The 13,431-nt window shown below is 66.5% G+C and carries 14 protein-coding genes and 3 tRNA genes; 6 read left to right on the top strand and 11 right to left on the bottom strand.

Going from position 1 to position 13,431, the window contains the following annotated elements; translation table 11 throughout:
• Positions 1 to 5: 5 nt before the first annotated feature.
• A complete protein-coding gene (locus ACQY5K_RS12755) occupies positions 6 to 1,427 on the top strand; it encodes an NAD-dependent malic enzyme (protein ID WP_428115818.1) in 1,422 nt (473 codons plus the stop codon).
• A 76-nt stretch (positions 1,428 to 1,503) separates the two neighbouring features.
• On the opposite strand, the gene ACQY5K_RS12750 is transcribed toward ACQY5K_RS12755, so the two are convergent.
• Positions 1,504 to 1,576, bottom strand: a tRNA-Phe gene (locus ACQY5K_RS12750).
• A gap of 1 nt (position 1,577) precedes the next feature.
• Positions 1,578 to 1,652: transfer RNA gene (locus ACQY5K_RS12745), tRNA-Asp, on the bottom strand.
• A 223-nt stretch (positions 1,653 to 1,875) separates the two neighbouring features.
• Here ACQY5K_RS12745 and ACQY5K_RS12740 point away from each other — a divergent pair.
• Positions 1,876 to 2,916: a DNA methyltransferase gene (locus ACQY5K_RS12740; RefSeq protein ID WP_428115815.1), complete on the top strand. Its 1,041-nt coding sequence runs from the start codon at positions 1,876 to 1,878 to the stop codon at positions 2,914 to 2,916.
• A gap of 165 nt (positions 2,917 to 3,081) precedes the next feature.
• On the opposite strand, the gene ACQY5K_RS12735 is transcribed toward ACQY5K_RS12740, so the two are convergent.
• The 5 genes from ACQY5K_RS12735 to ACQY5K_RS12715 form a co-directional block, all read right to left on the bottom strand.
• Entirely contained in the window at positions 3,082 to 4,110 is a 1,029-nt protein-coding gene (locus ACQY5K_RS12735) for an ISL3 family transposase (RefSeq protein ID WP_428115813.1), read from the bottom strand.
• 345 nt (positions 4,111 to 4,455) lie between these two features.
• Positions 4,456 to 5,601 carry a winged helix-turn-helix domain-containing protein gene (locus ACQY5K_RS12730; RefSeq protein ID WP_428115810.1) on the bottom strand — a complete coding sequence of 382 codons (1,146 nt, stop codon included), beginning with the start codon at positions 5,599 to 5,601 and terminating at the stop codon, positions 4,456 to 4,458.
• Between the two features lie 116 nt (positions 5,602 to 5,717).
• A complete protein-coding gene (gene rpmG / locus ACQY5K_RS12725) occupies positions 5,718 to 5,882 on the bottom strand; it encodes a 50S ribosomal protein L33 (RefSeq protein ID WP_419921523.1) in 165 nt (54 codons plus the stop codon).
• Positions 5,882 to 6,118, bottom strand: coding sequence for a 50S ribosomal protein L28 (gene rpmB, locus ACQY5K_RS12720; RefSeq protein WP_428115807.1), 237 nt, complete (start codon positions 6,116 to 6,118; stop codon positions 5,882 to 5,884). The genes rpmG and rpmB overlap by 1 nt, the downstream gene beginning before the upstream one ends.
• 179 nt (positions 6,119 to 6,297) lie before the next feature.
• Positions 6,298 to 7,383: an LLM class flavin-dependent oxidoreductase gene (locus tag ACQY5K_RS12715; protein ID WP_428115805.1), complete on the bottom strand. Its 1,086-nt coding sequence runs from the start codon at positions 7,381 to 7,383 to the stop codon at positions 6,298 to 6,300.
• Between the two features lie 90 nt (positions 7,384 to 7,473).
• On the opposite strand from ACQY5K_RS12715, the gene ACQY5K_RS12710 reads away from it, so the two are divergent.
• The 3 genes from ACQY5K_RS12710 to ACQY5K_RS12700 are packed head-to-tail and all read left to right on the top strand — an operon-like array spanning position 7,474 to position 10,073.
• Positions 7,474 to 7,950, top strand: coding sequence for an NUDIX hydrolase (locus ACQY5K_RS12710; RefSeq protein WP_428115802.1), 477 nt, complete (start codon positions 7,474 to 7,476; stop codon positions 7,948 to 7,950).
• Positions 7,951 to 8,001: 51 nt separating this feature from the next.
• Positions 8,002 to 8,718 carry a response regulator transcription factor gene (locus ACQY5K_RS12705; protein WP_428115799.1) on the top strand — a complete coding sequence of 239 codons (717 nt, stop codon included), beginning with the start codon at positions 8,002 to 8,004 and terminating at the stop codon, positions 8,716 to 8,718.
• The gene (locus ACQY5K_RS12700) at positions 8,715 to 10,073 is read left to right on the top strand and encodes a HAMP domain-containing sensor histidine kinase (RefSeq protein ID WP_428115796.1); all 1,359 of its coding nucleotides are present in this window, start codon (positions 8,715 to 8,717) and stop codon (positions 10,071 to 10,073) included. The genes ACQY5K_RS12705 and ACQY5K_RS12700 overlap by 4 nt, the downstream gene beginning before the upstream one ends.
• 26 nt (positions 10,074 to 10,099) lie before the next feature.
• Here the strand turns inward: ACQY5K_RS12700 and ACQY5K_RS12695 are convergent.
• The 4 genes from ACQY5K_RS12695 to ACQY5K_RS12680 form a co-directional block, all read right to left on the bottom strand.
• Positions 10,100 to 10,172, bottom strand: a tRNA-Glu gene (locus ACQY5K_RS12695).
• An 83-nt stretch (positions 10,173 to 10,255) separates the two neighbouring features.
• Entirely contained in the window at positions 10,256 to 10,744 is a 489-nt protein-coding gene (locus ACQY5K_RS12690; RefSeq protein WP_428115794.1) for a DUF2017 family protein, read from the bottom strand.
• Positions 10,745 to 10,779: 35 nt separating this feature from the next.
• Positions 10,780 to 11,088 carry an ATP-dependent Clp protease adapter ClpS gene (clpS, locus tag ACQY5K_RS12685; protein ID WP_419921516.1) on the bottom strand — a complete coding sequence of 103 codons (309 nt, stop codon included), beginning with the start codon at positions 11,086 to 11,088 and terminating at the stop codon, positions 10,780 to 10,782.
• A 4-nt stretch (positions 11,089 to 11,092) separates the two neighbouring features.
• A complete protein-coding gene (locus ACQY5K_RS12680; protein WP_428115791.1) occupies positions 11,093 to 12,127 on the bottom strand; it encodes a COX15/CtaA family protein in 1,035 nt (344 codons plus the stop codon).
• Between the two features lie 212 nt (positions 12,128 to 12,339).
• Between ACQY5K_RS12680 and ACQY5K_RS12675 the strand changes: the two genes are divergently transcribed.
• Positions 12,340 to 13,287: a heme o synthase gene (locus tag ACQY5K_RS12675; protein ID WP_428115788.1), complete on the top strand. Its 948-nt coding sequence runs from the start codon at positions 12,340 to 12,342 to the stop codon at positions 13,285 to 13,287.
• Positions 13,288 to 13,431: the final 144 nt, after the last annotated feature.

The following is a 13,431-nucleotide window of genomic DNA, read 5'->3' as shown; positions in this document are numbered from 1 at the left end:
CATCGATGTCGCAAACCGCTGGTTCCCGACCCACCGCCGCCTTCTCCGCCACGCTCGAAGTCGAGCTGGCTCACGTACCGGGCACGCTCGGCCGGCTGTGCATGGCCATCGGCGACGTCGGGGGCAACATCCAGAGCCTCGACGGCTTTACGATCACGCACGGAACGCTGACCCAGCACATCGTTGTGGACGCTTCCAGCGAAGCCCACATCGCCCAGATCTGCGCTGCGGTCAATGGCCTCGAAGGCGTCACGGTTATCTCTGCGCGGGACCGCACCTTCGATCTTCATGACGGCGGCAAGCTCGAGACGGTCAGCCGCATCCCGCTGCGCAACGCCGACGATCTGTCGATGGCCTACACACCGGGTGTCGCTCGTGTGTGCCGTGCCATCGCCGAGTCGCCCGAGCGCGTGCACGACCTGACGATCAAGCGCAACACGGTGGCGATCGTGAGCGATGGCTCCGCCGTGCTTGGCCTCGGCGACATCGGCCCCGCTGCTGCAATGCCGGTCATGGAGGGCAAAGCGCTGCTGTTCAAGGAGTTTGCAGGGGTTGACGCGTTCCCGATCTGCCTGGACGTGAACACTGCCGACGAGATCGTCGAGACCGTCATCCGCCTGGCACCCACCTTCGGCGGCATCAACCTCGAAGACATCGCTGCGCCGGGGGCATTCGAGGTCGAAGAGGCACTGCGTGCTGCGCTGGACATACCCGTGTTTCACGACGACCAGCACGGCACCGCTGTGGTGGCGCTGGCTGCGCTCCGAAACTCGGCGCGCATCGTCGGCAAGGAGATGGCGAATCTGCGCTGCGTCATCCTGGGTGCTGGAGCCGCCGGCGTCGCGACAGCCAAGATCTTGCTAGGTGCGGGTATCGGCGACGTAATCGCCTGCGACCGCAAGGGCACCATTCACCCCGGACGCGCTGAGTTGAATCACTCCAAGGCGTGGCTCGCGGCCAACACCAACGTCGATCGCGTGGCGGGCTCGGTATCTGAAGCGATGGTTGGTGCTGATGTGTTTCTGGGCCTGAGCGGCCCTGGCCTCATCACGCGCACTGATGTCGAGACGATGGCCGAGCGTCCGATCGTGTTCGCGATGGCCAATCCGGATCCCGAGATCCTGCCCGACGCCATCTCCGACATTGCCGGCGTCATGGCGACAGGTCGCAGCGACTACCCGAACCAGATCAACAACGTGCTCGCATTCCCAGGGATCTTCCGCGGTGCATTCGACGCCGGCGCCACCGACATCACCGAGAACATGAAGATCGCGGCAGCCGAGGCCATTGCCGCAGCGGTGTCCAGTGACGACCTCAGCCCCGATCTCGTCATCCCCACCGCATTCGACCGCTCAGTCGTTCCGGCTGTTGCGAACGCGGTGGCGACGGCTGCAATCAGCGACGGCGTCACCCGCACCGCCAGCTAGAGCTCGTGGGCGCGGCGGAGCCGTTCGCGTTTCTGTTGTCGCGGGCGTGGCGAAGCTTCACGCCCGCACTAGCTCGTGGTCGGGACCGGCGTCGATCCGGTGACCTCACGCTTTTCAGGCGCGCGCTCTGCCAACTGAGCTACCCGACCGCGGTCCCGACGGGATTTGAACCCGCGACCTCTGGCTTGACAGGCCAGCGTGAACTCCAGACTTCACCACGGGACCATTCATGCTGCCCGTGACCGAAGTCTCAGGCGAAACAAGATGCGCAACGATAGCGACCTCGCTGCCGAATCTGCGCCCGTCCGTTTACGCCGGCACGCGGCCGTTGAGCGCAGTGCAATCGCCGGCCTGCAAGTGTGAAACTGACTGCTGCGGATGAGCACGATGGAGGCATTGGCGCGTCGCTATTGTGGCTGCACGGCCACTTGGAGGATGTGAGGCTGCCATGCCAGACGAGTTTGGCGCGGCGTGGTCGCTGCATCGGGGCGACGCGCTCGACGTCTACGTTGAATGGCCGAGTCCGTCCATGATTGTCTCGGATGGCGCTTACGGCGTTGGCGGATTCCCCGGGGATCCGCGCACCCCTGAAGATCTGGCAGCGTGGTACGCGCCACATATTGAACACTGGTCGAAGTACGCGCTGCCGGCGACAACGCTGTGGTTTTGGAACACCGAGATTGGTTGGGCGAACGTACACCCGTTGCTGGTTTCTGGTGGCTGGGAATATGTCCAGACGATCACCTGGGACAAGGGCATCAACCACATCGCCGGCAATGTGAACGGCGACACCATCCGACGGTTCCCAGTGGCCACCGAAGTTTGCGTGTTCTACCGTCGAAGACTTGAATTCGAAACACCGCGCGGCGTCATGCCTGCCAAGCGTTGGCTGCGATACGAATGGCAGCGCGCTGGCTTGCCTCTGTGCCGGGCTAACGAGGCTTGTGGCGTGGCGAATGCAGCGACGCGCAAGTACTTGACCCAAGACTGGCTCTGGTACTTCCCTCCGCCGGAGATGATGAAGCGGTTGGTGAGCTATGCCAACCGTCACGGTGATCCGCAAGGGGTGCCCTACTACTGCCTTGACGGGAACACGCCCGTGACCTCGTCGGAGTGGTCGCGCCTGCGACATGCGTGGACGCATGCTCACGGGCTGACAAACGTGTGGGTGGCGCCACCGCTACATGGCAACGAACGCCTCAAAGGCAACGGCGTTCGCTCTGCGCCCCGAGTTCACCGGCCAGGACCCAACGCAGCGGTCCACCTGAACCAGAAGCCGCTCGAATTCATGCGCCGTGTCGTGACAGCAGCGACATCGCCCGGAGATGTCGTCTGGGAGCCGTTCGGCGGGCTTTGTAGTGCTTCCGTCGCCGCAATATCTGCTGGGCGGCGTGCGTATGCCGCCGAGATCGTGGACCGATTTGCGGTCATGGCTGCCGAGCGACTCGCTTTCGCAGACGAGACTCAGGTTGCGACCTCGTGGCCGTGACAGCTGGCGCGATCGCCGATAGAACTGCCCCATGCACCACGGCCCCGCGCCACCGCTAGAGCCCATACACGAGCCGGACAGCCCACGCGCTGCGCTCGTGAAGCAGGTCTGTGACGCGCTCTTGGCGCTGCCGATCCACTTCCGGTCGGTCACCAATATGGGGCTCTACGCAACCAAGCTGGGACGTCGGGTTCTGATTGGGGTGACGGGTTGGGGTTGGCGTGCCTTGGGGCCGGCGGCGTGCAGGATGCGCAGCCGGTAGTTGCGGAGGTTGCGGAAGCCTCGTGCTGAGCGTTTGACGTGGTTGATTCGTGCGTTGGCTGCTTCGGTGCGGGCGTTGCTGGTGCGGGTTCGCACGGCGGTTGCGATCTCGGTGTGCCAGCGGCGCAGCGTGCGGGCCAGGGTGGCGAGCTCGGGCGGGGCGCTGGGGTGCTCGCACCAGGCGATCGCTTCGTCGAGATGCTGTTGCGCGTCGAGGGGATCGTCGGCGCGGAAGATGTCGCGGACGTGTTCTTTGGCGACCCAGCACTCGCGGATCTCGTCTGCGGGGTCGGCTGCGTCGAGCGCTGCGAGCATCTTGTCCCACCCGGCGGCGTCGAGCCGTTCGGCGCCGGTGAGCAGCAGCTTGCGAGCATGGTAGAGCGGGTCGCGTTTGCGGCCTCGGTGCCCGGTGGTCTCGTTGTGGACGCGTCGGCGGGCGCCGTCGAGCGCCTGGTTCGCGAGGCGCACGATCCCGAACGCGTCGGCTGCGATCTTCACGCTGTCGCTCAGGTGCGTGTCGCGGCGTGCGCGTGTGATGCGGCTGCGGTAGCCCTCGTGGGGGTCACAGCACACGACCTCGATGCCTGCGAGCCATTGCGGGGGCTGGGACGCGAGCCGTCTGCCCACGTCAGCGGCATCGCGGCCGTCGAAGACGTCGAGCACCTGCCCGGTCGCGGCATCGACAGCGGCGGACACATAGCGGCGGCGGCGCAGCCGCCCAGCCGAGCCCGTCACGGTCTCGTCGAGCCCCGGCCGCGCCGCCGGACCCACCCGTTTCGGGTCGTCGGCGACCTGCTGGGCAGCGTCACCGACCCAGGACCACACCGCGGCCCACGCGACCCCCAGCCGACGCGCCGCCGACGCAACGGTGCCCTCCACCGCCGCGAGACGGCCCACAGCCCACCGCGCGGCCCGTCGGGCGTGTGCACCCACACCACGATCTCGCCGCCCTCGACGCGAACCCCCGTGATCTCCACGCGATCCGCGCCCCCCAACACCACAGAACCAACTTCAACCACCAGGGGCCTCCCGAGTCTTGGACTGTTCAACGAGTCACAAGAATCGGCGAGGCCCCTCCCTCAACGGTGGACCCTCACATCACCCAAGTCCCAGCTTCGATGAGAAGAGCATTGCCGGGTTGGACGCCACATAGACGTAGCCAGAACTCGTCGGCGAATGGGGGGCATCTCAGAGTTCTTCTCTATGGGATGTGATTTGGTGCTCATACACGTCACTTCTCTATGAAGTTTCCCAATCTCAACCCTTTCGCCTCACAAGCTACGGGCGGGTCGCTTGCGCTGTGCGCAGGCGGTCAGCGAGGTCGCCGTGGCCCACGACATTGACGTCGGCAGCACCGCACCACGCAGCCAGCGAACGCAGCTCTGTCGCCAAGGCTTCGAGCGCCTCTGCCTCGGCAGCGGTCCCGGACTGCGGCCAAGTCTCAGGTTCGGACCACGCGGCGGGCACTTCGAGCCTGCCCGCCGCACGGTCGAGACGCAAATCCAGACGAGCGACGAGTTGGTCGTCATGCAGGAACGGCAGGACGAAGTAACCGAAGCGACGCTTGGCCTTGGGCGTGTAGATCTCGATGCGATAGTGAAAGCCGAACAGACGCTCGGTCCGCGGGCGATGCCACACCAGGGGATCGAACGGGCTGAGCAACACCGAACGGGAACGCTTGCGAGCGAGCCGAACGTCTGCGGGAACGTACGCGGGAACGTCCCAGCCCTCGACCGTTGCTTCGCACAAGGCCCCGTCATCAGTCAGCTCACGCAGACGCGCCCGCGCAATGCGCTTGGGCAGTCGGTGGTAGTCGATCAGATCGTGTGCCGTTGCCACACCCAGACATCGGGCAGCTTGACGCAGCAACGCCCGGTGTGCATCCGGCTCGTCAACCTCGGTTGCCAGTACGTCGTCGGGCAGAACTCGTTCGATCAGGTCGTAGCGGCGTGTGAAGCCAACCCGCGCGGCCACGCCGACGTGACCGACCCAGAACAGCCACGCCAGCGCCATCTTCCCGTTGCTGCGCGTGCCCCACGGCCCGCGCACTCCCGGACCCCAGCCCAGCGCCGCATCGAGTTCGGATGATGATGCGGGCCCGTTGTTGGCGAGCCATGCTGTCGCTTCGTTGATTCGAGCTCGTTCGTCGCGCCCGAAGCGGGCGTACCCGCTCCACATCTCGCCTTCGGCGCCCCGCCGCATGCGCCAGCGGTACAGCGGCCAGTCGCGGACCTGCACGAACGAGGCCTCGTGGCCCCAGTACTCCGTCAGCTCGCGCCGCTCAGGCTGTCGTGGGTATGCCGCCTGTTCCAGCAACCCCAGTGCGGTGTCACCGCTGCCGCCGAGGCGCGCTCGCAGCACGAGCAGATGCGAGCGCGCCACGACGTTCACTGCATCGATCTGCAAGAGCCCCAGCCAGTCCATGGCGCGGCGCAGATGCCGCGCGTCGATCCGACCTGCGGGGAGAGGGGCGGCCAGCCCTTGTGCTGCGACGGCCAGCCGTCGAGCGGAGCCCGCCGAGAGCCGAAGAGGCGTTGGGCTCAGCGCTCTTCTTTGAACATGACGTGGCGCCGCAGGACCGGGTCGTACTTGCGCAGTTCGAGTCGGTCGCGCGTGTTCGTCTTGTTCTTGCGCGTTGTGTACGTGTAGCCGGTGCCCTCTGTGGACTTCAGCTTGACGATCGGTCGCTTATCGCTCTTGGGCATCAGACTTTCTCCCCGCGGCGCCGCAGATCGGCCACAACGGACTCGATGCCGCGCTTGTTGATGGTCTTGATGCCCTTGGCGCTGACGGTAAGCGTCACCCAGCGGTGCTCGTTGGGCACCCAGAATCGCTTCCGCTGGATGTTCGGCTTGAACCAGCGCTTCGTGCGGTGATGCGAGTGCGACACGGTGAAACCCGAGTGCGGCCGACGACCGGTGACCTGGCAGATGTTGCTCATATCCAGCAGCTCCGGATTGGACAGAAGTGGGCGAACGGTCCGGCCCTCGGGGGGTCGGCGGGCAGCCCGACGGGCAGCACGGAAGGCTACCGAGCCGCCCGGCGTGCTGAAACTGTGCAACTTCGAACGGCCGCGGACGGTGACAGACCGACCGCCCTGCTCGTCGAGCAGTCGGCGCGTCAGCTCTGGGGCATCCGCGGCAGGACCTCACGCCCGACGCGCTCGAGTACGTCATAACGCGGGTCGAAATTCGGCAGGATCATGATCTGGTCCAAGCCGCGCTCGCCGAGGTCGACGAGCCGTTCGACAACTTGGTCAGCAGTGCCGACGATGCAGGTGGCATCGATGAGCTGATCGCTGAGAAAGCGCCCCTCCTCGGGCAGCACCCAGCAGTTGTGCCCGGCGTGGATGCGCTGGTGGATGCGCTCGGGATCGGTGTCGTCGAGCATGGCGCAGTACTCGTCCCAGATGGATTCCAGCCGTGCTCCGGGGGCGCGCCCGTACTGGCGGTACTGGTCATAGGAGTAGTGCACCGATGCCATCGCAAATGCGCCGGCCTCGTGATGTACGCGCTCGCGTTGGCTGGCCAGCGTCTCGCCGTCGTCCAGCACGACGATGGTCGTGAGCGAGCACATCAGGTACTCGCTGCGGTCGATGATGCGGCCCGCCTCGGCGGCGCCGGCCTCGATGAACTCCCACACACGTGCGGTGGCTGAGCCGTCCGGTGGCACCGACAGCACCGCGCCGTCGCCGTACTGGCCCGCAAGCCCCAGCGAGCGCGGACCGAAGCCCGAGATGTACAGCGGGATCGGGTCGTCGAAGTTGACGAATCCGGCATCGGGCATGATGTGGCGGATCGGCTCTGCGGTGCCGCCGAAGTGATGGATGGCCTCCTCGCCGCGCAGGAGCGGCCGCAGCGCTGCGAGATAGCGGTCGAATTCGGCGATGCGCTGCGGCTTGTGCCCCATGATTCGCATCGCTGTGTTGCCCGTGCCGATGCCCAGGAACGTCCGACCCGGAGCGAGCGCATTGATGGTGGCGATAGAAGCCGCCGTCACCGGTGCGGGCCGAGTGCCCGAGACCGACACGCCTGTGCCGAGCTGAATGGTGCTGGTCCGCTCGGCTGCGAGGGCCAGCGTGGCGTAGCAGTCCGACCACAGCATGTGACTGTCGGCGAACCATGCGTGGGTATAGCCGAGTTCTTCCGCGCGCGTCACGTAGTCCAGATCGCTGATGTGCGATGCGATACAGATTCCCATGTCCATGTCGATCCCCCGTCACCCCATCTATCGCCTGAAATAGTGCGTCGATCGGGTTGCGCCGACACGCTAGACACGCCACAGGAGGAATGTGCCATGGCCAAGAGTGCGAACAAGCGCGCGCCGCTCACCGAACGTGGCCGCTACGCCAAGGCGCCGCTCGACCGCGCTGCCGGCGGCGTCGTCTGCCATGAAGGCTCGGTACTGGTGGTGCACCGCCCTCGCTACGACGATTGGTCGCTGCCCAAGGGCCACCTCAAGCGCGGCGAGACGTGGGCCGAGGCGGCGCTGCGTGAAGTCCGTGAGGAAACGGGGGTGCGCTGCGCGATCACCTCGGCGCCATATCCGGTCAGCTATCTGATTGGCGATCAGGTGCCGAAGGTGGTGCTGTTCTACACAATGACGCCGGCGAAGATGCCCAAGCGGCTGACCGGCGATCCCGGCGAGGTGGACGAGGTCGCCTGGTGGGACATTGCTGACGCTGTGCGGGCCTTGAGCTACGACGTCGAGCGCGAGGCCTGCTCGGTGCTCACGATTCCGCATCTGCGGTGCAGAAGCTCAGCCGCCAGCTGAGACTGTCAGATTCTCACCGAGTTCTCATCGTTTGCATTCCACAATGAAACTGTGAAAGCGGGTGCGTGTGCTCGGACCGCCGTCGTGGCGGTTGTGGACGACGATCAGCGGATCCGCGCGGCACTGCGTCGGGCCTTGCGGCTTGAGGGCTACTCGGTGCTCGAGGGGCGAGACGGTGTCGAAGGCGAGCAGCTGGCCACGCAGGCCGATGCGATGGTGCTCGACGCCACCATGCCGAATCTGGGCGGATTCGAGCTTTGCCGTCGCCTGCGTTCGCAGGGCAACCGGCTGCCGATCCTGCTGCTGACGGCCCGTACCTCGACTGCGGACCGGGTGGAGGGTCTCGACGCCGGGGCCGACGACTACCTGCCGAAGCCGTTCGCACTCGCCGAACTGCTGGCTCGCCTGCGGGCACTGCTGCGCCGCGCCACTGCGAGCGATGTCGACGTCGACACCGAGCGGCTGTTGTTCGGCGACATCGTGATGGACACTGCCAGCTATGAGGTGACCAGCGTCGGCGAACCGGTGTCGCTGACCCATACCGAGCATCGGCTGCTGGAGCTGTTCCTGCGCAATCCCGGCCGCGTGCTGGGTCGGGACGAGATCTACGACACGGTGTGGGGCTACGACGCGTCGCTGGCCTCGAATTCCCTTGAGGTTTACGTCGGCTACCTGCGGCGAAAGCTAACTCCAAGGGTGACGGAGTCCAATGGACCGAGTCCGATTCAGACTGTGCGTGGCGTGGGCTACGTCCTGAGGAAGCCGTGAGCTTCCGCACGCGCCTGGGGCTGCTGGTGGCTGCGTCAGTCGCGGTCGCAGTGCTGGCGGTCTCGGGCGTCGTGCTGTGGATCGCGCGCAATGAGGCTCGATCTGCGATCGACGAACAGCTTGCGGAACGGGCGCATGTACTGGTGACCCCCGAACACGGCTTCACCGAGCGTGTCCGGGTTCGAGCGTTCGGCAAGTACGTCCCCTACGACGTGCTCGTTCAGGTGATCGGCCCGAGGGGCACCGTGCGGTACATCTCCGACGACGTGCTTCCGGTATCCGCAGAGGACGTCGCCGTCGCGTCGGGCAAGGCCAAGCAGCACTCAGCCGACGTCCGGACCGACAGAGTGAGATTGAGGGTGCTGACGGTCTCGCTCGGACCACGCGGAGCACTCATGGTGGCTCGGCCGTTGCGCGAGTTCGATCACTACGCGCACGGAGTTCGCCAGGCGCTGGCAATCGTGGCGCTCGCAGGCGTCGCGGCCGCCGGATTGCTCGGCTTCTTTGTGGCGGGCCGCGCCATTCGACCTGTACGCCGGCTGACCGACGCGGCCCGCACAGTGGCCAAGACCCAGGATTTCAACCACCCCATCGAGCTTGATCGCGACGACGAACTGGGCGAGCTGGCGCGCAGCTTCAACTCAATGCTCGAAGCACTCGCCATGTCCCGTGCTCAGCAGCACCGGCTGGTGACCGACGCTGGTCACGAACTGCGCACGCCGCTCACCAGCATTCGGACCAACATCGAGCTGCTGACGCGTGCCGAAGCCGCAGAGGACTCCGAAGGGGCCGCTGCAGTGCTCGATGCTGACGAGCGACGTCGGATGCTCGACGACGTGCAGTTCGAGTTGGATCAGCTCACCGAGCTGGTGGCTGAACTGGTCGAGCTTGCCACTGACCGGCGAGCACAGGGTGAGCCGGTACAGGCCGACCTCGCCGAGATCGCAGCTTCGGTGGTGGAACGGCACCGGCGACGTACCGGTGTCGACTTCGAGACTGACTTCGAGTCATGTGACGTGGTGGCGAACATCGTCCTCGTGGAGCGGGCGATCAGCAACCTCGTCGACAACGCCGTCAAGTGGTCTCGGCCGCACGAGCCGATCGAGGTCAGCGTCGCCGGCGGCGCGGTCCGCGTACGTGATCGCGGCCCGGGTATCGACCCCGCCATCCGGGAGGTGGTCTTTGAGCGTTTCTACCGCGCTCCCGAGGCTCGCTCGCAACCCGGTTCCGGTCTCGGATTGTCGATCGTCGACTACGTGGCGCGCACTCACGACGGCACTGCCGCCGTCGTTGACACAGACGGCCCCGGCGCCACCGTCGAACTGCGCCTCCCGCTGGTCACCGATTCCGAGTGAGGCCCGAGCGGCCTGGCGAATCGGCGCACCCCCAACGGGATTCGAACCCGTGCTGCCGGCGTGAAAGGCCGGTGTCCTAGGCCGCTAGACGATGGGGGCGAGGCATCTCAGACTACGCCGCGGTGCCAAGGCGGCCACGAGCGCACAGGCTGTGTTTCGCCGGGCCGCGGCGCAGCGGGCTTCTAGCGCGGTGCCGCTTCGATCAGCTCGGCCAGCAGGCCGCCGAGGTAGTGGTATCGCAGCATCGGTCGTTGAGCGGGATCCTGAGGGTCGATACCTGCGGGATCGTCTTCCTCGGAGATATCGAGTTGGGTGCCGATGACCAGGCGCAGCTCGTTGAGCCCCTGCACCCACGCCGTGACTTGCTCGTCGTCGAGATGGTCTTCCGCCAGGGTGCGGTCCAGAAACTCGAGGTGTTCCAATCGCTCTGCCAGGAGTTCGTCGCGCATCAGCCGTTGGTACTCGGCGTCGCGGTCCGGATCGCTCAGGTACGCCGGCGGGAACAGACGCCGGAGCGACGGGTCCAAGCCGTCGCCGCCGTCGCGCGCGGGCGTGTGGTCGAGGAGGTTCGATCGCAGTTCGCTCACCATGTCCGCGAGCAAGCGTCGCTCCCAGTGCGCGAGGTGCACGCTCACCATCGAGCCGCGGACCCCGAATCGTGTCCCGGTCACAGCTGCGGTGCCAGTCTCGCTCGTGTGGCCATGTGTCAGTTGTCCTTCTGCATGGTTGCCCACAGTCCGTACTCGTGTAGCCGGAAGACGTCCAGCTCGGCCTTCTCGCGCGTGCCCCACGCCACGGCCGCACGGCCTTTGTGGTGCACGTCCAGCATCAGCGCAGTCGCCTTCTCCTCGCTGTAGCCGAACAGTTTCTGGAACACGTACACGACGTAGCTCATCAAGTTGATCGGGTCGTTCCACACCAGCACAACCCACGGCACGTCGGTCTCGTGCTCGTCGACCGTCGTCGGGTCGCGGATCACCTCGGGATCGGCGACGGCCGGCGCGGACGGACTCACGGGCTCATTCTGCGAATCCGGGCGCCACAATGACAACCGCATCAGTTGGCGCATCAGTTGGCGCATCAGTTGGCGGATCAGTTGGCGGATCAGTTGGCGGATCAGTTGTCTCGGAGGTCTCGAACTCCATCGCGCGGGGTCGGGTGGCGGCCGCGAGCACGAGACGCGTCACCGCGATGGTGAGCAGCGTCGCGCCTGCGACGTGGATGGCGACCAGCAGCACTGGCAGTTCGTTGAAGTACTGCACGTAGCCGATCGCTGCCTGCGCTGCCATCACGGCGATCACGTTGCGAACGCGACGCGCGACCTCGGTCGCGTCGGCGCGGTTGCGCTCAGATCGTGCGAGGCGACGCGCGCGTGCCGCGAGCAGCAGCGTGAGACCGGCCATCACCGCGACCGTGATGCCGTGCACTCGCGCGACCGACGCCATCGCGTAGTCCAACCGCTGCACGTGCTCATCGCCGCCATGTGGGCCGGTGCCGGTCACGACAGTCCCGGTCCACAGCGCGGCGCACAGCAGCATCGCGATGACCCAAGCGTGTGCCTGCAGTCCGCGCGACGAGACCGCGACGCCGCGGCCGAGGGGGCGTTCTTCCGCGTTCGCGCGGTAGCACAGCACTACCGCAGCTGCAATCAGTACCTGCGATGCCAGAAAGTGCGACATGACGATCGGAGGCGACAGATGCGTCAGCACGGTCACGGCGCCGAGCCCGATCTGAAATGCGACGCCGGCCACGAGGGCAATCGACCACCACACCAGGTCTGTCCGCCGCGGCTGCCGCCACAGCGACGCCCCGACAGCGAGCGCCACCGCCACTGACACCAAGCCGGTCACGATGCGGTTGCCGAACTCCACCCAACCGTGAAAATCGGCAGCCGGAACGAACTCGCCTGGCTCGCAGTTCGGCCAGTCGCTGCATCCCAGTCCGCTGCCGGTCAGCCGAACCGACGCACCGGTGATGACGATGGCCACGAGCGCCCACAACGCCCAGCGTGCGGCGAGCGCGAATCGCAGCGGGGTCACAGCGGGCAAGGCCACGCCGAAACGCTAGAGGTGCGCCATAGCCTCACACCGATGCCAGCCCGCCCGCGTTGAGCCCGTTGCCTCCCGTGATCCCGCCCGGCCCCGACTCTGCGGCGCACCCGCACCCGCATCCGCATCCGCATCCGCGTTCTGCTTCGGGAGTTGCGCACGCCGACGCCCCGATGAAAGGCGCCGCGCTAGGTGCGCCGCCCAGAGGCGATCACGCCGTGTCGCGACCGCGAGCGGGCCTGTCAGGCGATGTGGCGGCGTCGCAGTCAGCGACGGCCGCCGCAGGCCGCGCGAGCGGCACCAAGCTGCGCGCCTACGTGGCACTCACGAAGCCGCGGATCATCGAGCTGCTCCTCGTCACCACCGTGCCGCCGATGTTCGTGGCGGAGCGCGGCGTGCCGAGCTTGGCGCTGGTTGTGCTTACGGTGCTCGGCGGCACGTTCGCAGCAGCCGGCGCGAACACCTTCAACATGGTCATCGACCGCGACATCGATGCCACGATGGCGCGCACCGCGCACCGCCCGTTGGTGGTGGGAACGATGGGCCCAGCCGAGGCGCTCGTCTACGGCGTGGTGCTCGAAGCGGTTGCGTTCGCAGTGCTGTGGTGGGGTGCGAACCTGCTCGCCGCAGTTCTGGCGCTGGCCGCCTGCCTGTTTTACGTGTTCGTGTACTCGCTGTGGCTCAAGCGCACCTCGACGCAGAACATCGTCATTGGAGGCGCCGCGGGCGCGGCCCCGGTCCTCGTGGGGTGGGCCGCAGTGTCGGGAACGCTTTCGCCCGCAGCGTGGATCGCGTTCGCGATCGTGTTTTTCTGGACACCGCCGCACTTCTGGGCATTGGCAATCCGCTACGCCGATGACTACGGCGCGGCGGACGTGCCGATGTTGCCAACAGTCGCGAGCCCCCGCTCGGTGCTCACCCAGATGACCCTGCACACGACGGCAGTCATCGGGCTGTCGCTGTGGTTCGGAGCTGTAGCGGCAACAGGTCCGGTGTACTGGATCACTGCCGGGGCCGCCGGAGCCGTTTTTGGAGGGCAAGTTCTGTCGCTGTGGCGTGCTCGGTCGGCTCGCGCGGCGATGGCGGTGTTTCACTCGTCGATCGCTTATTTGGGACTTGTCTTCGCGGCGATGGCGGCCGATGTCATCGTGCGGTTCGGCTGGTGAGCCGGGCGATGGACCACGCGTCGGCGCTGCCAGCAATTTCGGCCGTCGCGGATTTGCCGCGAGCAATTTCCTCCGCCGGGCCGCGGGTCGCTAAAGTGCCCCGTTGGTGTCGCCCCCTAGCGGCGCTGCCAGCCGAGTCCGGGA

The organism is Candidatus Poriferisodalis sp. (genome assembly GCF_965262965.1).
Classification (GTDB): Bacteria; Actinomycetota; Acidimicrobiia; order Acidimicrobiales; family Poriferisodalaceae; genus Poriferisodalis.
Note: the sequence above shows the minus strand (reverse complement) of the source record. Positions and strands in the feature narration are given on the sequence as shown.